The organism is Sphingobacterium sp. LZ11T8 (assembly GCF_024261425.1).
Classification (GTDB): domain Bacteria; phylum Bacteroidota; class Bacteroidia; order Sphingobacteriales; family Sphingobacteriaceae; genus Sphingobacterium.
The window spans coordinates 253,915-278,335 of the sequence record NZ_JANBZY010000004.1 but is presented as its reverse complement, the minus strand read 5'-3'; the positions used below and the strand labels follow the sequence as shown (position 1 = coordinate 278,335).

General features: G+C 40.8%; 23 protein-coding genes and 2 tRNA genes. 12 read left to right on the top strand and 13 right to left on the bottom strand.

What is annotated here, in order from left to right:
• Positions 1 to 36 precede the first annotated feature (36 nt).
• A complete protein-coding gene (locus NLF99_RS11700; RefSeq protein ID WP_254528361.1) occupies positions 37 to 1,338 on the top strand; it encodes a DUF389 domain-containing protein in 1,302 nt (433 codons plus the stop codon).
• Between the two features lie 35 nt (positions 1,339 to 1,373).
• On the opposite strand, the gene nhaA is transcribed toward NLF99_RS11700, so the two are convergent.
• The 4 genes from nhaA to guaB all read right to left on the bottom strand — a co-directional run bounded on the left by nhaA (position 1,374) and on the right by guaB (position 5,995).
• On the bottom strand, positions 1,374 to 2,543 hold the full coding sequence (nhaA, locus tag NLF99_RS11695; RefSeq protein ID WP_185217209.1) for a Na+/H+ antiporter NhaA: 1,170 nt from the start codon (positions 2,541 to 2,543) through the stop codon (positions 1,374 to 1,376).
• A 6-nt stretch (positions 2,544 to 2,549) separates the two neighbouring features.
• Positions 2,550 to 3,986, bottom strand: coding sequence for a sodium:alanine symporter family protein (locus NLF99_RS11690; RefSeq protein WP_254528360.1), 1,437 nt, complete (start codon positions 3,984 to 3,986; stop codon positions 2,550 to 2,552).
• 248 nt (positions 3,987 to 4,234) lie between these two features.
• Positions 4,235 to 4,360 carry a 30S ribosomal protein THX gene (locus tag NLF99_RS11685; protein ID WP_093095150.1) on the bottom strand — a complete coding sequence of 42 codons (126 nt, stop codon included), beginning with the start codon at positions 4,358 to 4,360 and terminating at the stop codon, positions 4,235 to 4,237.
• A gap of 159 nt (positions 4,361 to 4,519) precedes the next feature.
• Positions 4,520 to 5,995, bottom strand: coding sequence for an IMP dehydrogenase (gene guaB / locus NLF99_RS11680; RefSeq protein ID WP_093095148.1), 1,476 nt, complete (start codon positions 5,993 to 5,995; stop codon positions 4,520 to 4,522).
• 210 nt (positions 5,996 to 6,205) lie between these two features.
• Between guaB and NLF99_RS11675 the strand changes: the two genes are divergently transcribed.
• Positions 6,206 to 6,673 carry a hypothetical protein gene (locus NLF99_RS11675; RefSeq protein WP_185211489.1) on the top strand — a complete coding sequence of 156 codons (468 nt, stop codon included), beginning with the start codon at positions 6,206 to 6,208 and terminating at the stop codon, positions 6,671 to 6,673.
• Between the two features lie 72 nt (positions 6,674 to 6,745).
• Here the strand turns inward: NLF99_RS11675 and NLF99_RS11670 are convergent, their stop codons facing one another.
• Entirely contained in the window at positions 6,746 to 7,096 is a 351-nt protein-coding gene (locus NLF99_RS11670; protein ID WP_254528358.1) for a DUF4870 domain-containing protein, read from the bottom strand.
• 382 nt (positions 7,097 to 7,478) lie between these two features.
• On the opposite strand from NLF99_RS11670, the gene secDF reads away from it, so the two are divergent.
• The 4 genes from secDF to NLF99_RS11650 all read left to right on the top strand — a co-directional run bounded on the left by secDF (position 7,479) and on the right by NLF99_RS11650 (position 12,738).
• Complete coding sequence (gene secDF / locus NLF99_RS11665) at positions 7,479 to 10,502, top strand: protein translocase subunit SecDF (protein ID WP_254528356.1); 3,024 nt, start codon at positions 7,479 to 7,481, stop codon at positions 10,500 to 10,502.
• A 174-nt stretch (positions 10,503 to 10,676) separates the two neighbouring features.
• Entirely contained in the window at positions 10,677 to 11,306 is a 630-nt protein-coding gene (locus NLF99_RS11660; protein ID WP_185217213.1) for a peroxiredoxin, read from the top strand.
• Positions 11,306 to 12,304, top strand: a complete 999-nt coding sequence (gap, locus tag NLF99_RS11655) for a type I glyceraldehyde-3-phosphate dehydrogenase (protein WP_185217214.1) — start codon at positions 11,306 to 11,308, stop codon at positions 12,302 to 12,304. Before NLF99_RS11660 ends, gap begins: the two co-directional genes overlap by 1 nt.
• A complete protein-coding gene (locus NLF99_RS11650; RefSeq protein WP_254528354.1) occupies positions 12,301 to 12,738 on the top strand; it encodes a GNAT family N-acetyltransferase in 438 nt (145 codons plus the stop codon). Before gap ends, NLF99_RS11650 begins: the two co-directional genes overlap by 4 nt.
• Positions 12,739 to 12,742: 4 nt before the next feature.
• Here NLF99_RS11650 and NLF99_RS11645 read toward each other — a convergent pair whose 3' ends face one another.
• The 5 genes from NLF99_RS11645 to NLF99_RS11625 form a co-directional block, all read right to left on the bottom strand.
• On the bottom strand, positions 12,743 to 13,513 hold the full coding sequence (locus tag NLF99_RS11645) for a TIGR02757 family protein (protein WP_254528352.1): 771 nt from the start codon (positions 13,511 to 13,513) through the stop codon (positions 12,743 to 12,745).
• A gap of 604 nt (positions 13,514 to 14,117) precedes the next feature.
• Positions 14,118 to 15,116: a GTPase ObgE gene (gene obgE, locus NLF99_RS11640; RefSeq protein WP_185211481.1), complete on the bottom strand. Its 999-nt coding sequence runs from the start codon at positions 15,114 to 15,116 to the stop codon at positions 14,118 to 14,120.
• Positions 15,117 to 15,142: 26 nt separating this feature from the next.
• Positions 15,143 to 15,712 (bottom strand): adenylate kinase, encoded by a 570-nt coding sequence (locus NLF99_RS11635; protein ID WP_254528350.1) that lies wholly within the window; start codon positions 15,710 to 15,712, stop codon positions 15,143 to 15,145.
• A 72-nt stretch (positions 15,713 to 15,784) separates the two neighbouring features.
• A tRNA-Arg gene (locus tag NLF99_RS11630) sits at positions 15,785 to 15,858 on the bottom strand.
• A gap of 192 nt (positions 15,859 to 16,050) precedes the next feature.
• Positions 16,051 to 16,124 (bottom strand) — tRNA-Arg (locus NLF99_RS11625).
• Between the two features lie 138 nt (positions 16,125 to 16,262).
• On the opposite strand from NLF99_RS11625, the gene NLF99_RS11620 reads away from it, so the two are divergent.
• The gene (locus NLF99_RS11620) at positions 16,263 to 17,090 is read left to right on the top strand and encodes an alpha/beta fold hydrolase (protein ID WP_254528348.1); all 828 of its coding nucleotides are present in this window, start codon (positions 16,263 to 16,265) and stop codon (positions 17,088 to 17,090) included.
• Here the strand turns inward: NLF99_RS11620 and NLF99_RS11615 are convergent.
• On the bottom strand, positions 17,087 to 17,956 hold the full coding sequence (locus NLF99_RS11615) for a patatin-like phospholipase family protein (protein WP_185217218.1): 870 nt from the start codon (positions 17,954 to 17,956) through the stop codon (positions 17,087 to 17,089). The genes NLF99_RS11620 and NLF99_RS11615 overlap by 4 nt on opposite strands.
• A gap of 119 nt (positions 17,957 to 18,075) precedes the next feature.
• Here NLF99_RS11615 and NLF99_RS11610 point away from each other — a divergent pair, with 119 nt between their 5' ends.
• From NLF99_RS11610 to NLF99_RS11600, 3 genes are all read left to right on the top strand, one after another.
• The gene (locus NLF99_RS11610; RefSeq protein WP_185217219.1) at positions 18,076 to 18,678 is read left to right on the top strand and encodes a TetR/AcrR family transcriptional regulator; all 603 of its coding nucleotides are present in this window, start codon (positions 18,076 to 18,078) and stop codon (positions 18,676 to 18,678) included.
• A gap of 29 nt (positions 18,679 to 18,707) precedes the next feature.
• The gene (locus NLF99_RS11605) at positions 18,708 to 19,340 is read left to right on the top strand and encodes a nitroreductase family protein (protein ID WP_185217220.1); all 633 of its coding nucleotides are present in this window, start codon (positions 18,708 to 18,710) and stop codon (positions 19,338 to 19,340) included.
• 348 nt (positions 19,341 to 19,688) lie between these two features.
• Positions 19,689 to 20,303 carry a sugar O-acetyltransferase gene (locus NLF99_RS11600; RefSeq protein WP_185211475.1) on the top strand — a complete coding sequence of 205 codons (615 nt, stop codon included), beginning with the start codon at positions 19,689 to 19,691 and terminating at the stop codon, positions 20,301 to 20,303.
• A 736-nt stretch (positions 20,304 to 21,039) separates the two neighbouring features.
• Here the strand turns inward: NLF99_RS11600 and NLF99_RS11595 are convergent.
• Both NLF99_RS11595 and NLF99_RS11590 read right to left on the bottom strand, forming a co-directional pair.
• Positions 21,040 to 21,690: a hypothetical protein gene (locus tag NLF99_RS11595; RefSeq protein WP_185211474.1), complete on the bottom strand. Its 651-nt coding sequence runs from the start codon at positions 21,688 to 21,690 to the stop codon at positions 21,040 to 21,042.
• A 68-nt stretch (positions 21,691 to 21,758) separates the two neighbouring features.
• Positions 21,759 to 22,370 (bottom strand): WbqC family protein, encoded by a 612-nt coding sequence (locus NLF99_RS11590; RefSeq protein ID WP_254528346.1) that lies wholly within the window; start codon positions 22,368 to 22,370, stop codon positions 21,759 to 21,761.
• 75 nt (positions 22,371 to 22,445) lie between these two features.
• Between NLF99_RS11590 and NLF99_RS11585 the strand changes: the two genes are divergently transcribed.
• Positions 22,446 to 23,312, top strand: coding sequence for a lysophospholipid acyltransferase family protein (locus NLF99_RS11585; protein ID WP_185211472.1), 867 nt, complete (start codon positions 22,446 to 22,448; stop codon positions 23,310 to 23,312).
• Positions 23,313 to 24,344 (top strand): glycosyltransferase family 2 protein, encoded by a 1,032-nt coding sequence (locus tag NLF99_RS11580; protein ID WP_254528344.1) that lies wholly within the window; start codon positions 23,313 to 23,315, stop codon positions 24,342 to 24,344. It begins immediately after the preceding gene.
• The last annotated feature ends 77 nt before the right edge of the window (positions 24,345 to 24,421 follow it).

The following is a 24,421-nucleotide window of genomic DNA, read 5'->3' as shown; positions in this document are numbered from 1 at the left end:
ATTAAACGATATTTTTGCAGGCAGAATCACACTGCCATGAACAAACTATACAGATTTTTAAATTTACATTTTGGGGAAGAAGCGAAGGATAAGGTTTTGGAAAACGTCACCTCCAGCATATCTTTTCGCGGGGCCAATGTATGGATTTTGGCATGTGCCATTGTTGTTGCCTCGGTTGGACTGAATGTCAACTCCACGGCTGTCATCATCGGCGCCATGTTAATTTCTCCATTGATGGGTCCGATTGTTGGCGCGGGCTTTGCCTTAGGGACCTATGACTTCACCCTATTGAAGAAATCGATCAAGAATCTGGCTATCGCCACGGTTGTCAGTCTATTCGTTTCCTTTGTATACTTTCTTTTAAGCCCTTTTAAGGAAGCGCAATCAGAATTACTGGCTCGTACCGCTCCAAACATTTACGATGTCCTCATAGCATTCTTTGGTGGCTTAGCAGGCGTAATAGCATTGACCAGGGTGGAAAAGGGAAATCCTATCCCCGGGGTTGCGATTGCTACCGCACTCATGCCGCCCCTCTGTACAGCTGGATATGGTCTCGCCATCGGAAATTTCAGTTATTTCGGAGGAGCACTGTACCTTTACACCATCAACTGTTTCTTTATCTGTATCTCCACCTTCTTGATTGTTAAATTCCTGAAATACCCTAAGGTAAAATTCGTGGATGAAGCCAAGGAAAAACGCATTACAAGAACCATCAGCACCCTGATCTTGGTGATCCTAATTCCAAGCTTCTATTTGGCTTACCTCCTACTACAAGAAAAGAAATACAGCCAAAACGTTGATAATTTCATCCAAAATGAATTTGTGAACAAGGGCTACACCTTGATTTACGAGAACACCTATTTCAACAGCAGGCCCAAAAAGATTGAACTTGCTTTCCTGGACAAGAAATTCGACTCCTTGGAAATCAAGGATCTCAAAATGAAGTTAGCTACTTATAATCTAGAAAATACGGATCTTCTGATCAGACAGGACAGCACAGATCTCAAAAGAGATATTTTGGCAGAGATCAACAGGCAATCTAGAAATGTCTCTGAAAAGGATGTGACGATCCAGAACCTAAGGAAAGAACTCGCTTCCTATACCTTCGATGACCAGAACCTAATCAAGGAAATCAATATCCTATTCCCTGAATTGGCACCCTACAGCATAGGAAAACAACTGGTCGTTGTATCATCCGACAGCAGTCATTACCAGAATATCATTACATACAATGCTCAGAAGGATATAAACGCTGAGGAACTTGGCAAATTAAAGAAATGGCTGGAAAACAAATTGGAAACTGGCAATATCCAAATCGTAAGGGCAAATTCACAATAAAAAAAGGGAGGCATTTATCAGCCTCCCTTTGTTAATTACTTATATTCTTTCTTGGAATTTAAGGCGAGATATCCAAATACCCCCGCCAATAAAGAAGTCAATAAAATGGATAGTTTAGCTTCAGAAACATGGTCTGGATTGCTAAACGATAAGATGGCGATAAAGATGGACATGGTAAAACCAATACCAGCCAACAGCCCTACTCCAATAATATGCTTCCAATTACTTCCTTCAGGTAGAGAACTTAGTTTAGCCTTCGTACATAAAAAGGAAGTTAACAGGATACCGATCGGTTTCCCGACCAATAATCCCAATGAAATCCCCAACCCTAAGCCAGAAGTCAGTCCGCCCAACATTTCCTTTTCCAGGGTTATATTGGTATTGGCAAAAGCAAAAAGTGGAATGATCAAGAAGTTAACCGGCTTGGTCAAAGCATGCTCCAAACGCTCCAATGGCGATTCAATTGCCGTATCATTGGTAGGAATGGTCATCGCCACCAAAACCCCAGCAATAGTAGCGTGGATACCGGAATGATGGATAAAATACCAAATAAAAACACCCGGAATCAAATACAGGTAAGGATTCAGCACATTGAATTTGTTCATCAGGATCAATACAACCATACCCGCAACTGCATAGTATAGATAAGTCAATTCAATTCCCGAAGAATAGAAAAACGCGATCACCAAGATAGCGATCAAGTCATCCACGATAGCCAAGGCAGCTAGGAATATCTTGAGACTGGAAGGAATCCTGTTTCCCAACAGATTGATCACCGCCAATGCAAAGGCAATGTCCGTCGCCATTGGGATACCCCAACCACTTGCCGTTTCCTGTCCAGCATTAAAGGACAAATAGATCAATGCAGGCACAACAGCACCACCAATAGCACATAAAATCGGTAAACTCGCTTTTTTAGGTGAAGACAGTTCACCTTCCACGATTTCACGTTTGATCTCCAACCCTACCAATAAAAAGAAAACAGCCATCAGACCATCATTGATCCACAGCAGAACTGAATATTTCAAGTGAATGGATTCCGTTTCGAAACCTAGTGGCAGGTCCAAAAGATTTTGAAGGGCTGCCGCCAAGGGACTATTTGCAATGATCATGGATAGGATAACACATAGAAACAACATGATCCCACCCGCGTTACTCGACGCAAAGAAATCCTTAAAAACGTTCAGATTAATTAATTTAGCCATAGGTAATTATATATTTTTATTTTTCTCCCAAATCCCCACATCTGAAAACTTCGTTTCAGCATTATTAAATACCGGATCCTTTCCTTCTTTTCGTTGTTGGTTATAATCCTTGAAAAGTTTCAAGACCTTATTATGCAACAAAATAATGGCGATCATGTTTAGCCAAGCCATCATTCCTACGCCAATATCGCCCAGATCCCAGGCCATCTTGGCTGTTGAAATACATCCTAGATAGACCGAACCCAATATCATCACCCTCAAAACCCAGATCAAGGCAGTCCTGCTCCTGTTTTTTCCTATAAAGCTCACATTACATTCGGCGATATAGTAATAGGCCATAATCGTTGTAAAAGCAAAAAACATCAATGCGATGGCAATGAAACCCGCCCCTAAGGAAGGAAAATGCTGCGAAACGGCCAATTGGGTAAACTCCGGACCTGCTTCAATACCTGGGATGTGCTGCACAATAAATCCGCCAGCGGAATCTGCTACATTATATTGCCCTGTAAACAGGATCATCAACGCCGTAGCCGTACAAACAAATAAAGTATCCACATAAACTGAAAAACCCTGCACCAAACCCTGTTTTACAGGATGGCTCACCTCGGCAGCTGCTGCAGCATGTGGCGCAGTACCTTGACCGGCTTCATTGCTATAGATCCCTCGTTTTACACCCCAAGAAATCGCGGAACCCACGATCCCGCCAAATGTGGCATCCAAATTCAAGGCTGACTGGAAGATCAGTTTAAAAACTGCCGGAACTTGCTGGATGTTTAGGATTATGATGACAACGGCCATTAAGATATATGCACCAGCCATAAATGGAACCACATATTCGGCAACCTTAGAGATTCTTTTTACACCACCGATAATGATAAAACCCAATAACAGCACCAAAAAGATCCCGATAACCATTGGAGAAAGGTCAAAAGCTGACTTCATGGCCAAGGCAATGCTATTGCTCTGCACACTTGGCAATAAGAAACCCGTACTGATGATGGTCACAATGGCAAATATCCAAGCAAACACCTTACTCTTTAACCCTTTTTGGATATAATAGGCTGGTCCACCGCGGTATTGCCCATCCTTTTCCTCTTTATACAATTGACCAAGAGTGGCCTCAATAATCGCCGATGAACTTCCCAAGAAAGCAATGATCCACATCCAGAATACGGCGCCTGGTCCACCCATACCAATGGCTGTAGCCACACCAGCAATGTTTCCTGTCCCCACCCGACCCGATATGGCCAATGAAAAAGCCTGAAAAGAGGATATTCCCTTTTTGGAACTATTGCCTTTAAAGAGAAGGCGGATCATCTCTTTCAAATAAATTAGTTGTGGAAATTTAAAGCGAACCGTAAAATACACCCCTGCCAAAAGGCACAAGTACACCAAGGCATCACTCCAAACTATACTATAAATTTTGTCTATAATTTCCTGCATAAATCCATCCCTCAATTGGTAGGTCCGCTAAAATATAGAATACTTCCAACGCTTTACAGAATTATTGCATAGATAATCTCTATATGTCACGCTAATTTTATAGAAAGAATTGACCCAATTTTTCTATAAAATACAAGCAGAAAATTTAAGGAAAGGATAATTTTAACTAATATCAACACAAAAGAAAAAGCATCTTGCTCCAGTTTTACCTTTCTTCAAGATGCTTCTTACATTTCAGAAAATATGTTCTATTTAGATTTTTCTTCTGTAGACTTTACTGTGGTCTTATGTTTCCATGGATCTCTAGGCCTTTTTTTACCGTATGAACCCATGATGATCTTTCCTTTTCTACTTTTTTTATCTCCTTTTCCCATAAGCTTGTTATTATGTAATTGTTAAATAAAAATATATTTTGGATTCTCAAGTTACTAAAAATGAGACATATTACAAAATGAACAAAAAGGAAATAGGCGAAAACAAAACAGGGTTATGGCAAAACCATAACCCTGTTTAAATACCCCATGGAGGCGAGTTTATCCTCTACTGTTGTAGTTAGGTGCCTCTTTAGTAATTTGAATATTATGAGGATGAGACTCACGCAATCCAGCACCTGTGATACGAACAAACTTCGCTTCTTGTAATTTTTCAATGGTTGCAGCACCACAGTAACCCATGGAAGCACGTAATCCCCCGATATATTGGTAAACTACCTCTGCCAAGGTCCCTTTATATGGTACACGACCTACGATTCCTTCTGGAACCAATTTCTTGATATCATCTTCCACATCTTGGAAATAACGGTCTTTAGAACCTTTTTCCATAGCTTCTACAGAACCCATTCCACGATAGGACTTGAATTTTCTACCTTCTAATAGGATAGTTTCACCTGGTGCTTCTTCAACACCGGCAAACAATGAACCAGCCATAATGGTATTTGCGCCGGCAGCAATTGCTTTCGCAATGTCTCCTGTCTGTTTGATACCCCCGTCAGCGATCAATGGTACACCAGTTCCTTTTAAAGCCTTAGCGACTTCATAAACGGCATACAATTGAGGAACACCTACACCAGCAATGATACGGGTTGTACAGATTGATCCGGGACCAATACCCACTTTAACCGCATCTGCACCAGCGTCTGCTAACATTTTCGCCGCATCTCCCGTTGCAATGTTTCCTACGATCACCTGTAGGTTAGGATATGCTGCCTTTACCTCTTTCAATTTATTGATAACACCTAGGGAATGTCCGTGTGCAGTATCAATTGTAACCACATCAACACCAGCTTTAACTAAAGCTTCAACACGTTCTAGGGTATCTGGCGTAACTCCTACCGCTGCACCAACCAATAGACGACCATGTTCATCTTTTGCTGCATTAGGATAGTGTTTGTATTTCTGAATGTCTTTAAAAGTAATCAATCCTTTCAAGACACCGTTTGTATCAACTACTGGTAGTTTTTCAATCTTATGGTTCTGAAGGATCTCTTCAGCCTTGATTAGATCGGTCCCTTCAGGAGCAACCACCAAATTGGTTTTGGTCATCAGTTCACTGATCGGGCGGGCCATATCTTTCTGGAAGCGAAGGTCACGGTTTGTAACAATCCCAACCAGCTTACTTTCCAAATTAATAACCGGAATACCACCGATTTTATGATCTTTCATGATCTGAAAAGCATCACCTACGGTTGCATTTTCCAATAAGGTAACCGGATCTTGGATCATTCCGCTTTCTGAACGCTTTACTTTGCGCACTTCAGCTGCTTGTTCCGCGATCGTCATATTCTTATGTAACATACCGATTCCGCCTGCCTGAGCAATCGCTATCGCTAGATCAGCACCTGTTACGGTGTCCATAGCGGCCGATACCAAAGGAATATTTAATTTGATTTTCTTAGTTAAGAATGTACTTGTGTCTACGTCACGAGGTAAGATTTCTGAATATGCAGGAATTAATAATACATCGTCGTAGGTAAGTCCTTCTTGTACGAATTTTTGTGGATCTAATTGCATAGCAAATATTAAATGGGGTTTCCTATTTGCGAGGCAAATTTACGAAAATTTATAAAATAATAAAACTCTAAATAACTATTTACATAAAATCGACATTAAGGTGCAACTACCGGAAAACAGGTAATTGAGCAATTAGTTAAAGGAATGTTAAATTTTTGGCAAGCTAATTGCTATTCATGTATAAATTAAAGTTTAATTAACACAATATTTATGAAAAAGACATTACTATCATTAGCAGCTGCAGCTGCATTAGTTTTTGGTTTTAACGAAGCAAAAGCTCAGACTCCTTATAAAACAGCAATCGGTTTAGCTATTGACTTAGGTGATGGCGCAACTTTGTTTGGCCCACAGATCAAACATTCATTCGGTGGAAACAATGCTGGTAACGCGCAAGTTTTATTCGGTGATAACTTCACCGCGGTTGGAGCTGACTACTCTTACAACCAACAATTCGCTGGTACTAACGGTTTAGGATGGTATGTAGGTGTTGGTCCTCAGTTAGGTTTCGGTGGTGATGAGACTTGGTTTGCTGTACGTCCAGCTGCTGGTCTTGAGTACAAAATCCCTGCTGCTCCTTTAGCATTACATTTTGACTGGAAACCTTGGTGGAACCTTTCTCACAGCTCAAACTTTGAAGCTGCTCGTTTTAGCTTAGGATTTAAATTCACTTTGAAATAAGCTGAATCAAAATGTATAAAAAAGGCTTTTCGTTATCCGAAAAGCCTTTTTTAATGGATCAAATCCTAGACACTAAAAACCCTTGAACCATTCCTGGAACATAGGCCCAACCACTGGAACTGCATTTTCCTTCCCATTGATAGCGCCGATCAATCCGATTACCCAAAAGATAAACAGTGCGATAAAGACTAGATAAGCTACAATCCCTCCTACCCCTGGTATATAGTGCAAGACACCTGCAACCAGGCCCAGGATAAACAAACCTAGGTTTTGGCGAATATGGAACTTGACAAAGGGATCGTTCTTGTCCCTGTTCATCAAAAATGCCACTAACAAACCAATCCAAGTCAAGTAGGATACGACAGCTAATGTCTTATTGTCTTGAATCCTTTCCTCATTCATTTTCAAATCATTTCTGTTCATATTATTTCTGTTTATTTAATTAATAGTCCGTAAAAAGCCAATGTTCATCGATCAGAGTTGCAAACTTATCAAAATGGACCAGAGGAAAACATCCCTGAATTCAGGGCATTTTAGGGTAATCGAAAATGCATTGATCGGAAGAATGTGGAAAAGAATGCTTGGCTATCGCCAAAAAGTTTAACCCAATAATAACACAGAAAATTAGGAATTTGACGATTCCATTCTAATTGAAAATGAAGACAATATTTAATAACAACTTTTTCCGTATTAAGTTTGATATACTATTTTCATTATATAATTTTTTTATACCTTTGCGAATCTTGGTAAAATATTATTAAGCTTAAAAAAAACATAAAAAACCATAATTTATTACGATTAGACAATGAGTAAAGGGCTGATTAAATTTTTGGTGATAGTGGTTTCCTTAGCGTGCCTCTACTCCTTATCATTCACTTTTGTAACTAGAAAAGTTGAGAAAGACGCAGCGGAATACGCCAAAGGCGACATGGCTAAAGAAAAAGCCTACCTAGATTCCATTGCTGGTGAGGAAGTATATAATATAGGTATCGCTAAATTCACTTATCGCGAAGCAAAATCCAATGAAATTGCACTAGGCTTGGACCTAAAAGGTGGTATGAACGTTACAATGGAAATTTCATTGAACGAATTGATCGCCAATTTAGCAGACAATCCTAAGGATGCAAACTTCAACAAAGCATTAGAAAATGCAGTGAAAAAAAGTAAAACGACCAACACTTCGTTGATTGATTTATTTTTAAATGAATATAAAGCGACCGGTGCAAGCACGCCGATTGCTTCTTTCTTTGCTACAAAAGATAACTCCGCTGTAATCTCAGGTAACAGCTCTGAATCGGATGTCCGTAATTTCTTGGACAAAGAAGCTGACAACGCTATCCAAAACTCCTATAAAGTTTTGCGTACGCGGATCGATAAATTCGGTGTAGCTTCTCCAAACATCCAAATCCAACAAGGAACCAACCGTATCTTGATCGAATTGCCTGGTGTAAACGATGAAGAACGTGTTCGTAAGCTTTTACAAGGTTCTGCGAAATTGGAATTCTACGAAACTTACCAAAACCCACAAGTATATTCTTTATTAGAAAATGTGAACAGAACATTGGCAACGACCTTGAAAGCTGATAAACCAGCTGCAAACGTTGCTTCTGATTCTACTGCTGCTACTACAGCTGCAGACAGCACTAAGAAAGAAGATAACTTATTGGCAAAATTAGGGGCTAACCAAAAGTCTTCTGACTCTGCAAAAGCTGACTCTTCAGCTCAACCTAATGCAGCTGCTCTAGCAGACAATCCTCTATTTGCTGTATTATCTCCTTCTACCTTCAGCCAAAACGGCCAACAACAATTGGCACCTGGTGCTGTGGTAGGATATGCTAACTTGAAAGACACTGCTAAAGTAAATGCTTTGCTTGCTCGTCCAGAGGTAAAATCGATTATCCCTGCTAACTTGAAATTGTTATGGGCTGTAAAACCTGAAAACAATGCAAAGGATTTCCTTTCGTTATATGCGATCAAAACTACTGGTGCTGAAAACGGTCCTGTAATGACGGGCGAGGTTATTACCGATGCTCGTGACGGATTCGACCAACAAAACAGCCCTATCGTTTCTATGGAAATGAACGCTGATGGTGCTCGTCAATGGAAACGTGTAACTGCCCAAGCGGCACAAAACAGAGACGCTATCGCTATCGTATTGGATGGTGTCGTGTATTCTGCTCCTGGAGTAAACGAAGAAATCCCTAACGGTAATTCTCAAATCTCAGGTAACTTCACTATTGAAGATACCAAAGACTTAGCTAACGTATTGAAAGCTGGTAGGCTTCCAACAACTGCTAAGATCGTTGAAGAAGCTATCGTAGGTCCTTCATTAGGTCAAGTGGCGATTGATTCAGGTGTAAACTCAGCAGTTATCGGTATCATCGTTGTTATGGCGTTCATGATCGCTTATTACAACCGTGCAGGTATTGCTGCAAATATTGCTGTAATCTTCAACGTATTCTTCTTAATGGGAGTTCTTGCTTCCTTGAATGCTGTACTGACCCTACCTGGTATCGCAGGTATCGTATTGACGATGGGTACCGCGGTGGATGCAAACGTACTGATCTATGAACGTATGCGTGAGGAACAAGCACTTGGTAAATCTCCGCGTCAGATTGTTGCCGATGGTTATAAACATGCCATGCCTTCGATCCTTGACTCGCAGATCACTACATTCTTGGTAGGTTTGATCCTATTCTTTACAGGTTCTGGTCCTATCCAAGGTTTTGCAACGACGTTAATGATCGGTATTATTACCTCTTTGTTCACAGCGATCTTCATCACACGTTTGATTTTCGAATACATGTTGAGCAAAGACATGAAAATCACTTTGTCTTTCCCTTGGTCAAACCATACCTTGAAAAATGCCAACTTCCAATTCATCAAGAAAAGAAAAGTTGCATACGGAATTTCAGTTATAGCGGTGATCCTTTCATTTGCTGCTATCATGGTCAAAGGTTTCTCTTACGGAGTTGACTTCCAAGGTGGTCGTACGTATACCGTTCGTTATGATCAAAACGTTGTTCCTGATAATGTTCGTGAGAACCTAGACAATGTATTTGGTACAACAACAGAGGTTAAGACTTTCGGTAGTGAAAACCAATTGCGTATCACTACTTCTTACCATATTGAAGAAACAAGCGATGAAGCTGACAATGAAGTATTAGGTAAATTGAATGAAGGACTTTCCAAAATTCAAGGAAACAAATATGAAATCCTATCGCAACAAAAAGTAGGACCAACCATTGCAAGTGACATCCGCGACCGTGCTATCTATGCGTCAATCTTATCGATTATCGTAATTGCAGCATATATCTTGATTCGTTTCCACAAATGGCAATATTCAGCTGGTGCAGCTATTGCAACAGTTCACGATGCGATCATCCTATTGGGGCTATTCTCGATCTTAGATGGTATCGTACCGTTCTCATTGGATATTGACCAACACTTCGTTGCAGCGATCCTAACCGTATTAGGTTACTCGGTGAACGACACGGTGGTTGTATTTGACCGTCTACGTGAATACTTGAAGAAACCAAATGCACACCATGAGGACATGGGTACTACCATCAACAAGGCGATCAATTCTACATTGAGCCGTACCGTGATTACATCTTTGACTGTAATCTTCGTGTTAGCTGTATTGTTCGTCTTTGGTGGCGAGGTTATCCGTGGTTTCTCATTCGCTATCCTTGTGGGTATCGTAGTAGCTACTTACTCTTCTATCTTCTTGGCAGCTCCTGCTATTTATGACCTAAGTGCTGGTAAACACTTAGCAGACTCTGCAAAAGAAAAAGACAAAAAACAAGCTAAAGTAGTAACTCCATAATACTTGGAATCTACCTGAAAAATAGAAGGCCCTGAACATTCAGGGCCTTTTTTTATGCAATCTTAAATCCTTCGGTCAGAATAGGCCATTTATTATGTCAAAATAATGTTTATTCTAGGATCGCAGCCGGCATACTCTATATTTTTTATTAGTTTTGAATCTTAAACACAAGACATGAGAAATAAATTAATCCTATCCTCTCTTTGCCTTTCTTTAGGTGTATTAGCTGTGGGATGCAATAACCAACCGCAGAAAACAGAAAATACGGAAGCGCATGATGAACATGCCGGCCATGACCATGCTGCCCATGACCACTCAGCACATGAGCAAACGCCACAATCAAGCAACCCTGCTCCTGCTGCTCCCCAAACAACAAAAGCTGCGGCATTGAGTATCCCTGAGTTCAATTTTTATAAAGTAAAATCTGGAATCTCTTATACCAAGGCCGATCTGCCGGCTGGAAAGAATACCGTATTCGTACTGTTCGATCCAGGATGTAGCCACTGTCAAAATGAAACCAAAGGTTTAGCAAAGAATTACGATAAGATCAAGGACATCAATGTGATCTATGTATCCATGAATGACCCAGCTCTGATGGCGCAGTTCTTCACAACCTTCGGTAAAGAACTTGACGGAAAACCAAATGTTCAAATGCTGTGGGATAGAAACCAAGAGTTTGTTCAAAAGTTCCATATCCCGAATATGTTCCCTGCCAATTATGTTTATGGTCCAGACGGCCAATTAAAAACTTATTGGGAAGGTGAAAAAAACATCAATGAAGTAATTGCTGAATTTAACAAATAATGAGAATTGCCATCAATGGTTTTGGCCGTATTGGCCGCCATACCCTCAGAAATCTACTGAACAGAAACCTCGACCAGATGGAGGTTGTTGCCATTAATGACCTTGCAGATGCAAAGACATTGGCACATTTATTCAAATACGATTCGGTCCATGGGCCATTGAATCGAACGGTAGATTTTGATGGAAATCATTTGATCATTGATGGCAGATCCATCCTGATATTAAACCAGAGAAATCCAGAAGACCTACCATGGAAAGATCTGGATATTGACGTGCTGGTGGAATCTACAGGTTTCTTCGTCAAGGCAGAATTGGCAGCAAAACATCTGGACGCTGGCGCAAAACAGGTGGTCATATCTGCTCCTTCTCCCGACAAAGAGATCCCGACCCTAGTATTAGGCATCAACGATAAGGATTTTGATTGGAACAGCCCAATTTTCTCTAATGCATCCTGTACAACCAACAATGTTGCGCCATTGATCAAGATCTTGGATGAAAACTGGGAAATAGTAGATGGCTATATCACAACGGTACATTCCATGACCGGTGACCAGAATTTACATGATGCACCCCATCGAGATCTTAGGAGATCTAGGGCCGCATCAGCATCCATTATACCGACAACCACCGGAGCTGCAAAAGCCATCACCAATGTCTTCAAACATCTAGATGGTAAACTTGGAGGCGCCGGAATCAGGGTGCCTGTCCTAAATGGTTCTCTAACGGACTTCACCTGCAACCTAGCCAAAAAAACTACGGTGGAAGAAATCAACCAAAAATTTAAGGAAGCTGCAGAAGGTGAATTAAAGGATGTACTATACTATACGGAGGATCCCATCGTCTCCGTCGATATCATCAATAATCCCTATTCCTGCGTCTTTGATTCGGAACTGACCAGTATTGTGGGAGGCTTGGTCAAAGTTGTAGGCTGGTATGATAATGAATTTGGCTATTCTAACCGCTTGGTGGATATCCTCCAAAAATTATCGAATCGATGATCCGATTTATCCAAGTTGATGATGCTTTGCCGTTAAGAAGCGCTGTATTGCAAAAAGGCAAAGCTCTGGAACTTTGTATCAACCCCGAAGATTTAAGGCCAGACAGCTTCCATTTAGGGCTGTATGACGATGAAAACCAATTGCAATGTATTCTGACCGTTCACAGAACCAACAATCCCAAGCTTCCACATGAAGGGTACCGTTTGCGGGGAATGGCAACTGCCCCCGAAGCCAGAAGAAAAGGCTATGCAAAAGAATTATTAGGAGCGGCGATCTACCATATCAAATCCCAGTTACATGGAGATTATCTATGGTGCATTGCCCGTGAAACAGCATATCCCTTTTATTTGGATATGGGATTTGAATTTATATCTGATGAATTCGAATATAAGGATGCGGGTAAGCACAAGGAAATGTATATCCCCTTTTACTAAGTGCCTATAACTCCCCAGCAACTCCCAGTCCAAACAAAGCAAAATCATATTTAACAGGATCCTTGGGATCCAAGGACCGCAGATTTTCGGTCAGTTCCAAGGCTGTTTTCCAATTTACTTTATCCGATTGGATCAACCCAAACTTCCGGCCTACCCTTTCCACATGCACATCGCAAGGACAGATCAGGTCTTTGGCATCAATCCTCTTCCAGATCCCGAAATCCACGCCCTTATCATCTTTCCTAACCATCCAGCGAAGGAACATATTCAAACGCTTACAACTTGATTTCTGCATTGGCGAGCTCACATGCTTCCGGGTCCTTTCCGGAAAATCCGCCAAAGAGAAAAAATAAGATTTGAAACCATTTAAGGATTGCTCCACAGTAAACTCCTCTCCTGCCTCCATCTGCAAAAAGGCATCTTCCAAGCTATCGAAATGATGGTAATGGTAATGGAAAAAACTGATGAAGTAAAGGAGATCGGTATCATTGAAGGTCCTATGTTTGAAACCTAACATATTTTTCAGATCATGCCCCTGATGGTTCAGCATAAAATCATAGGGACTGCCATCCATACGTTGGATAAGCTCATTACATTTATTGATAATGGTTTTCCGTTGTCCCCAAGCCAATATGCTCGCAAAGAACCCCATGATTTCAATATCCTGCTTTAATGAAAATTGATGCGGAATACTGATGGGGTCATTAGGAATAAAATTCGGTTGGTTGAATTCCTCCACTTTACGGTCCAAAAATTCCTTTAATGATAAATCCATTGTTGCGAAAATAAGGAAAAAAGACAGGAGTTTCGAGGGAGAGTTTGAACCAGGATTGAAGGGATGGGAGGATGGACCAAGATTTGGGCATGAACCAGGATTCAATGGATGGGAGGATGGACCAAGATCAAAATTCCCGTATATGTTCGGCATATTTGATAGGAGCGTATCGCCTACAGCCACTTTATGATTTTGTATGTATAAGCGTACAGGTCCTCCATCTTCGATGGGGATGACAGCAGGTATTTGGACATTTACTTACAGATTCTTCACTTTTCGTTCAGAATTGGAAATGTGCTAAAGAGCATTCTGAGAAACGCGAAGAATCTATACGGTTCTCCTCCCACCGACCCTGTCATCCTTGACCGAAGGTCAAGGAACTGTACGCCAATCGCAGCTATAACCGAGGGCTAAGAAACTGTATGTGACAAAATAAATGATGGAATTATTATTGGAAGTTTGGATTGTTCCGAGATGTTTCGTTCCTCAACACGACAGAAAAAATAAAGATTTCCAGCGGAATGTCTGCCATAATCTTGGTCTATCCTCGAATCTCTTGAATCCTGGTTCAAAAAAAAGCCATCTTTCGATGGCTTTCATATCATTAAGAATTGATTTCTTTCCAGATCATGTCCTTCAGTTGCTGGATATTTTTTCCGGTAACGGAAGAAATAAATAGGTAAGGAATTCCTTTCGGTACTTGAAGGGCCATTTCCTTTTCCAGTTCTTCATCCAGCATATCCGATTTACTGATTGCCAAAAGCTTTGGCTTATCCAATAATTCCGGATTATAGGCGGTCAATTCATTCAATAGGATCTCGTATTCTTCAGCGATGCTACGGTCAGTATCTGCAGGCACCAAGAAAAGCAGTACCGAATTTCTTTCGATATGTCTCAGGAAACGGTGTCCTAAGCCTTTACCTTCAGATGCCCCTTCGATAATTCCGGGGATATCGGCCATTACAAATGACTTCCCATCACGGTAACTTACGATCCCTAGATTTGGCACCAAGGTCGTAAAGGGGTAATCTGCAATTTCAGGTTTTGCTGCCGATACCACAGATAGTAAGGTCGATTTACCCGCATTTGGGAATCCCACCAAACCAACATCTGCCAATACCTTCAATTCCAGGATCATCCACTCTTCGATACCCGGTAATCCCGGTTGAGCGAATCTCGGCGTTTGAACGGTAGAAGACTTAAAGTGCCAGTTACCCAAACCACCTTTTCCTCCCGGAGTCAAGATCTTGGTTTCTCCATCTTCGGTGATTTCGAACAGGACCTCTCCAGTTTCGGCATTCTTGGCAACGGTACCTAGTGGCACCTCCAGGATTTCATCCTTACCGTTTGCACCGGTACGCAAAGCACTTCCCCCAGATTCACCGGGTTCAGCAATAATATGTTTTCTGAATTTCAGGTGCAATAAAGTCCAGTGCTGATGCGACCCTTTCAGGATAATATGTCCACCGCGACCACCATCACCACCGTCAGGTCCCCCTTTTGCCGTGTGTTTATCACGGTGCAAATGGGCTGATCCGGCACCTCCGTGTCCAGAACGGCAACATACTTTTACATAATCAACAAAATTTGACCCCTGAGCCATATCTCTCCCTATTCAGAATATTTTTATTAATAATTATCGATAACGTTTGAAAGGTCGGCAAAAATCGTTTCGATTTCACCGATACCGTTCACTTTTGTCAACTTACCTTGATTTTCGTAGTAAGGCAACACATGAATGGTCTTTCCGAAGTATTCTTCGATACGTTTTTTCAATTTGTCAGCTGCATCATCCGCACGTCCTGAAATCTCCTGACGCTTAGCGATACGCTGGGTAAGTTCCTTTTCATCCACATCCAATGCAATCACTCCAGTGATCGATGTATTGTTCGCTTCCAAAAATTTATCCAATGCCTCTGCTTGAGCTACTGTACGTGGGAATCCATCAAAAATAAACCCTTTAGCTTCAGGATTGTTTTTCAACTCCTCTTCCAACATAGAAATTGTAATCGAGTCAGGAACCAAATTACCATCAGCAATGATCTGACTCACTTCTTTGCCCAGTGGAGTCTGATTTTTGATGTGCCCTCTGAACATATCTCCAGTAGAAATATGGTGCAAGGCATATTTATCGATCAATTTAGCCGATTGGGTCCCCTTACCTGCCCCCGGAGGTCCGAATAAAACTAGGTTTAGCATAATGTGTTGTTATTTTTTTAGATGTAAAAAAACAAAAGCCTAATCCCGTATAAGAATTAGGCTCTTTCCAAGTGCGCTCAAAGGGAGTCGAACCCCTAACCTTCTGATCCGTAGTCAGATGCTCTATCCAATTAAGCTATGAGCGCGGCAACCAATACTATACGACTGACGCCCTTTCTGTTTTGGTGATGCAAATATAAGGAAATAATATCCTCAGCAAAATTTTTTTTCACATTTAAAACCAATTCCTTTCAGCCTCAATGACTTATTTTTCCCCTTTTCGCTACGGGAATTCAATTTTTAAAGGAAGATGTTATGGCTGTGTTTATAAAAGAAAGTGCGCTCAAAGGGAGTCGAACCCCTAACCTTCTGATCCGTAGTCAGATGCTCTATCCAATTAAGCTATGAGCGCATTCTTTAAAGGACAAATTGTCCTTTGAGGTGGCGCAAATATCGGGACTTTTTTAGATTTTCCAAATCCTTTTTCCCTTTTTTGATCATTTTCAAACTATATTTTGCTTATCGTGTTGATATTTATATATTTAAAATTATGGCGGAACGTATAATTAAAAGCAACAAGATCCGGATTGGAGATATCAGTATCTCCTATTATATCAAAAAGGCCAGCGAACAACCTGAAAAAACGATCATTTTCCTACATGGTTTTCCCTTCAATAAAAAAATGTGGCGAGATCAGCTCGAAAGTTTAGAAGATAACATTACTGGTATTGCAGTCGATATTCGCGGACATGGAAATACAACAAAAGGTCATGGATTTTTTTCCATCGATGTATTTGCTAAAGACCTCGGCGTATTCATGCGCAAACTTGAAATTGACAAAGCTGTCCTCTGTGGGGTTTCCATGGGAGGCTATATAGCCCTAAGGGCCTATGAATTGTATCCAGATCGGATTTCTGGACTGATCCTCTCCGATACGCACAGCAAACCCGATGAAAATGCAGGTAAACAGAAGCGTTTTGATGCCATACAGGCAGTATTGCAATATGGTCGCAGACCTTATGCCATTGGATTTATTGCCAACCTGTTCTCGAAAAAAAGCATTGATTCCAATCCCGAAGCCATCGAATTGATCAAGAGCAGTATCCGAAGGAACAGCATCGAATCCATCTGTGCAACCTTGCTGGCACTGGCAGCCCGAACGGACACTACGGAAGTCCTTCCAAAGATCAATGTTCCCACTTTAGTGGTTCGCGGAAAAGAAGACAAGATCACCCCCGCCAATCTCATGGAAGAACTGTCAAAAGGAATCAAGGGTTCAAAATATATTGAAATGGAAGATTGCGGGCACCTTCCAAACCTGGAACATCCTGAGGAGTTTAATCTCCACATGAATAAATTATTGCTAGAGGTCGATTAAACGACCTCTTTTTCTTTCTCTTTTTCTTTAGGAGTTTTGCTGTTTTTCTTGGTCTCCTTCTTTTTTATCGGTACATCAGGAACCACTTTGTCCGTTAGCTCCTTCCCTTTCTCGATCATAAAAGATGCTTTGTCATAGTCCCAAATCCCTGCGATATTATGGGGAATATTGATCACGTAATCGGGCTTGTACAGTTCAACCGATAGTTGGCTCAATCGTCTACGCATCATAAAATAGGACTCCTGAAGCATGGATATGGCATTCAGTCCTTTTGCACCATTGTATGGCCCATATTCAGCATCCGGTTTGCCATCGAGATTGACCGCAATAATGATGTTCCTTCGCTTCCTCCTGACGTAATTGATGGGCAATGGATTGATGACCCCTCCATCCACCAGGTTCCAGTCCTCGCTTTCTATACTGGTAAAAACAGCTGGAATGGCAATGGAAGCCCGAATGGCTTTGTAAACGCTCCCTTTATCAAACACAACTTCTTTTTCGCTTACCATATCGGTCGCGATGGCCCGAAATGGAATATCCATATCCTCGATGTTCTTATCCGGGAAGATTTCTTTCAGGGATTCAAAGACCCTCTCGCCTTTGAGCAGCCCAAACTTTGGATTGGTAAAATCCATCAGTTTAAAGACCTGCCTTCGGGTAATGGACCGCATCCATTCTTCCAGTTTCCCCATTTTCCCTTCGACATAGGCCGCTCCAATCAAAGAACCGATCGAACATCCTACCACCTCATCAATTTCATATCCTTTCTCCTCTAAACTACGAATTACCCCAATTTGAACCAGTCCACGAGCTCCGCCGCTGCCTAAGACCAATGATACCTTGCGTTTACTTTTTAAGAAGTTCATCCTTAAAGTTAGAATTTATTTCCCGAAGCTCATTGTCATTTTGATGTATGTTTTTAATAGATGTTTGCAACATATAAATATCATTGTTACTTTTGCTAACACTGTTAACTAAATGCAGCATGGGACTTACAGAAAGAAAACTCAGACAACAGCAAGAACTTAAGGAACAGATCATCGTCTGCTCCCGAGAAATCGTCGAAAAAGAAGGTTGGGCGTCACTTTCCATCCGAAAGATTGCAGATGCCATCGAGTATTCTGTCCCTGTGATCTACAAGCATTTTGAAAATAAGGAGGCTATTTCTGCTTATTTCGTAAAGGAAGGATTTATCCAATTACTGGATTCCATCAATCAAGAGATAGACCCTCAAGAAAACATCGCAACAAAGATCAAACAGCTTTCGGTTGGATATTGGTTGTTCGCCGCAAAATACCCCAAACATTATGAGATCATGTTTGGTCTGGGAATCCCAACCTGCGAAAAAACCAACGAATCGGAAGAGATAAAAAGGGTATCTAACCTGATGTTATCCCTGATCGATGAAGCGATCAAGGCCAGCGGAAAGAAGGACCTTGACCGATACCTCAAACTGAAGACCCTATGGTCTATCCTGCATGGCATTGTCGCCATGGACTTGCTAGCTCTGAGCAGCAAGGAAAACATCTGTCCATCGGCTGTCCTTGCGGACGCCATAGATGGCTATATCAAATCTATATTGATTTAACGTAAAATACTATCATAAATTTCAAGAGAATGAGCTTACTACAAGATTTACAATGGAGATACGCTACTAAAAAAATGACAGGAGCGGCTGTAGAACAAGAGAAAATTGATTACATAACCGAGGCAGCTAGGCTTGCCCCCACTTCTTCTGGCTTACATCCTTTCAAGGTAATCGAAATCAGCAACCAAGAGATCAAAGAACAGATTCTCCCTTTAGCATATAACCAATCGCAGATCGTTGACTCTTCACACCTGTTGATCTTTGCGGCATACGATGAATACACCCAAGAGCGCGTGGATTCAGTGTTCTTACAACAGGAGCAAGAACGCGGATTGCCTGCTGGCTTCGCAAATGACTATAAGAACAACTTGATGACCAGGTTCAATAGTCAGACGAAAGACCAGCATTTTGAACACGCTGCACGCCAGGCCTACATTGGTTTTGGTATCGCGATTGCCGCTGCTGCTGAACAACGTGTTGATGCCACTCCGATGGAAGGTTTTAACAGCCAAGCCCTGGACCAATTCCTAGGACTTAATGAATTAGGTTTACGTTCTGTAACCATCTTGGCTTTAGGTCACCGCGACGAATCAAAAGATTGGTTGGTAAACTTGAAGAAAGTGAGGATTACCAAAGAGAACTTCGTGATCAGCAAAAACTAAAAGTTCATCCAACATATTTGAAGAGGCCTTGATAGATTCGTGGCCTCTTTTGCATACCTTTATTCCGAACTCGATCAGACGACCGAAAAGGCCTCCAATTTTTAAGGGCAAAGCCAAGGCTTCAGAAGAAAGTTTTTTAGCCAATTTACCCATTCAAACTTTACCCTTATTCGAGACATATTTCGAATTTTCCGAATATGGCTCGAATAAGGGTAAAGCTTCTCCCGAAGCTTATTCTTAGCCAAAATCTTATCCACAACAAAGAAAATGCGACAAGTTATGCCGCTAATTTTGCCTCGAACCAGCCATTTTTTGTATATTAAATCAGTAATCAACAAGACAAAACAGATGAATAAAAGCTCAAAAGAAAAGATGATCGCTGGCGAACCCTATATCGCTTCGGGAGATGAACTATATAAAGAAAGGCAACATGCCAAAGTGGAATTACAGAAGTTCAATCTAATGGACCCTACAAAGATCAAGGCGAGAAACCAGATCATCAAACAATTGTTTGGGAAGACCACAAGCCGATTCTTTATTGAGCCACCATTCTATTGTGATTATGGATACAATATTGAAATCGGTGATAATTTCTATTCCAACTATAATCTGACCATTTTGGACTGTGCCAAGGTAAAGATCGGGGATAATGTGATGATCGCTCCAAATGTAAGCCTGTTCACCGCTGGACATCCCGTTGATCCTGTATTGCGGGTTGAAGGTTGGGAATATGCACTACCCATTGAAATTGGTGACAATGTCTGGATCGGAGGCAATACGGTGATCAACCCTGGTGTGAAAATCGGCAGCAATACAGTGATTGGCTCTGGTTCTGTCGTAACCAAGGACATTCCCGAAAATGTAGTTGCGGCAGGAAATCCTTGTCGGGTATTGCGGGAGATCAATATCAGGGATAAGGTATACTACTTTAGGGACTTGAAATATAATTTTGAGGAAGAGTAATTTGGGGATAGACCCCAAGCGGCAATGTCGTTAAATTTAGGTTTTTTTGTGTCATGCTGAGGAACGAAGCTTCTCGGAGAAATGCGAACCTTCAAAAAGAAATACATTCATTGCTGTATTGGCGAACAGGTCCTTTACCTTCGGTAAAGGATGACAAGCATATTTTTATAAGAACCGTACAGATTCTTCACTGATCGTTCAGAATCGGAAGTGTGCTAAAGAGAGATTCAGAGTGAAACGAAGAATCTATTTTTGTGTTTTTAGGAAAATTTGATCATTCCAAAATCGTAAGTTGAGGAAACTATTTCAAATGAAGATTTGATAGTTCCTAGACCCTTCGTTTCACCCCCAGGTGTCACTAAAAGTTAAAAACTTGTCATCACAGGAATCCAAAAAATAAAAATACCTGAGATTGGGGATCTCAGGTATTTTTCCAAACCAATTATTAACCTAAATTATGAAATTATGAATTTACTATCTAAACGGTAACTAAATCGCTTTATTATAAGCGATTGAATATTTTTTTATTTTTACTGGAAGGTCTAAAAACAAAAATACCCGGAGCGGAGAACTCCAGGTATTTTACCAAACCAATTATTAACCTAAATATTTTCTATTTATCTAGATAGTGTATTAACGACATATACCTTGCCATATTGTGCGAAATCATAAAAAAAAGACCGCTTTTTTTGAAGAATATACATATCACATTGATTATCAGGAAAATAGTTTTATATTATTTTGAAATAACTTCTACAACTTTATCACTTAATTTAGTAATATCGGACTTCAGACCGACCATTATTGAAAGCACATTAACCGGATTTCCCTGCATTTTCCTAAAATTGTGCAGGTAACCTACTTCCATGCCCAAGAAGAATCCCTTGAACTTATAGTCCGACCCTACCCCCATTTTTATGGCCGGGGATATACTGTACTCGTAATTAAGTTCTACCGTACCGTCCCCTTTATCTTCAGAACGCGGTTCCATATTAAGCGCTCCGGAAGGACCTAAATAAGCATAGGTATTCAAGCGTTCCCATTGCTTACGCATCCCTCCTGCCAAACTCAATACATACATCGTAGACCTTGCATTCTTTAAGACCCGGTTGTATTCTGAATCATCCAATAGTTGATCGTAGCCGAAACTCAACATGTACAGGGTGGGTTGCAGGTAATATTTTGGATTTTTCAAGGAGATATCCAGACCCATACTTCCCGTAAATAGCTTTGTGGTGAGGACGTTCTTGGTTTTCCCCAAAGGAAATGAAAGGCCCGTTCCTCCAAAATAGTACACTTTACGGTAATGTAGGGTATCAGCACCTGTTTGTGCAAATGCTGAAATCGCCATAAAAAAGCAAAAGCAGATCAATACAATTTTCTTCATGAAATAGACTGTTAAAAAACAGAACGCTAAACATAAAGAAATTGTTTCAAGAAGAAAATAAAAACTGATTAGAAATAGTTTTTCGACTGGGGTCCTTGACTGAACAAAAGGTCTATAGTACTCAAATTAGGGAGAAACCCATTCTTATCTTCAAACAACTGATAATATGGCTTTTGTTGCTGTATTAGGGAAGGCAATTTAGGATGGATTGCTTTCCGAAAATCTATTTGGTTAGGCGATTCTGCCTCATATTTTTCACTGAGCACAATTTCACGGTTGATCTTTAGTAATTTAAGGATCAGCTTCAATTGGTCCACATTAAACTCCAGGAGATGGCTATATTCCTTTTCGTAAAATTCACGGAAATCATCCTCATAGTATTCAAAATAGGCCGAGCTACGGTAAGCTGTCTGAATACTTAACCAATGCAGCCTTTGCCAAGGATGGTCGTAATTGATCAAAACATCCTTCATGACCTGTCTCTGTTTTTTACCGTGCTGTATAGGCACTAACAAATCCAACACCCCATTTGCTGTAGCAATTTGGGTTCGGGTACGGAAGGTCTGTTTGGGAAAGTTTTCAAACTGTTCCACGATAATGGGACCATCGTTATTTTTTATGGTTTGTAAATAACTGATATTAGGCAGGTAGAGTGCCGGTAAAAGAATTCCTGTTGACATAAACGAATATTCACTTCAATTTGTCCGCAAAAATAACTTTATTTGGGGATATTTGTAAAGTACTTTAAAATTGGCATGAAGGAAAAACTGATTTACGGGACATTGTATTTGCTATCACTTCTGCCCTTTTGGTGCCTTTACCTGATCTCCGACTTCCTTTTCGTCCTGATTTACTATGTATTTGGCTATCGTAAGAAAGTGGTCTTTGAGAACCTGAGGAATGCATTTCCAGAGAAACCCGAGGAAGAGATCAAACAAATAGCCTATAAATTTTACCGTTATTTTCCCGATCTATTGGTGGAATCGGTAAAAATGGCGACCATCAGGCCCGAAGAAGTCATCAAGCGCATCGAATTATTGAATCCTGAGGAGGTATATCAATATACGGACCAAGGGAAAGGGGTGATTGGGGTGACCTCACATTATGGGAACTGGGAGTTATCGATCCACCGTTTGTCGTTGATGATGGATGTACCCGAGCTGATTGTCTACAAACCTTTAAACAATAAAGTCTTCAATAAGATTCATAATCAGATCCGTTCACGGTTTGGAGCAGAAATGGTTCCCATGAAACAGATCTTAAGACATATTATAAAGTTGAAAAATGTTCCGCATATTAGTATGTTTGTAGCGGACCAGACACCTACCTATCAGGATTCTGATTATTTCATGGAATTTTTGAACCAAGACACCTTGGTTTATACAGGTGCCGAGCGTATTTCACGATTGACGAAGTTTCCGGTGGTTTTCTGTGAGGTCAGGAGAAAGAAGAAAAGAGGATATTACAGCTGTAAGTTTACCACCTTGGTGGAAAATCCAGATGTGTATCCAGAACATGAGATTACCCATATCCATAATAGGTTTACGGAAGAAATCATCCGTTCCGAACCTGCCTATTGGTTATGGTCCCATCGTAGATGGAAGCGTAAAAGAAGAAATTAAATGTCAAATTACCCGAAAGTTGCCGTTGTCATATTAAATTGGAACGGGAAGTATTTCTTGGAGAAATTCCTTCCTTCGGTATTTAATAGTACATACCCAAATATAGAGTTTATTATCGGCGACAATGGATCGACCGATGATTCCATTAGTTATGTGGAGGAGAACTTCCCCATGTTCAAGATCATTCGCAACAGCGAGAACTTAGGTTTTGCTGGCGGATACAATGAAATCTTGAAGAAAGTGGAAGCGGATTATTACATCCTATTGAATTCAGATGTAGAGGTTTCAGAGAACTGGGTTGAACCAGTCATCGCATATATGGAGCAAGACCCATTATTGGTAGCCTGTCAACCTAAGATTCAGGCATATCATAGCAAGGGGGAATTTGAGCATGCAGGCGCTGCCGGAGGCTATATTGATTATTTTGGATTTCCATTCTGTCGAGGGCGGATCTTGGATAAAGTTGAAAAAGACCAAGGCCAATATAATGATGCCCAAGAGGTGTTCTGGGCGACAGGTGCCGCACTGTTCATTAAATCCAAGGCTTGGAAAGAAGCAGAAGGATTTGATGCTGATTTCTTTGCACATTTTGAAGAAATCGATCTTTGCTGGAGATTAAAGCGAATGGGTTACAAGGTGGGCTATTGTCCAGATTCCATTGTCTACCATGTGGGAGGAGGAACCTTAAAAACCAGCAATCCGCAGAAGACCTATCTCAACTTCCGGAACAATTTGGTCATGATGCAAAAGAACCTACCGGTTGCTGCTGGGATTTGGAAAATATCCTTAAGATTATGGTGGGATCTTTTTGCTTTAATCAAGTTTCTTTTTGATGGAAAAACGGCGGATGCTTGGGCTGTAAGCCGTGGTCATCAGTATTTTTTCAAGAATTTCTTCAAAACAGCAAAGAAAAGAAAGAAATATGCACAAAAAGAGAACAATAAAGGACAATATAAGAACTCCATTATTTGGGATTATTACATGAATAAAATCCATAAATACAGCGACCTTCATGAAAATAATTTCCATTAATCGCGAAAGTCCTGAATTATCTTTTCCCATATAATTTTCATTGTTTAGCAACACATTACGGGAGTAGCCAAATTTTG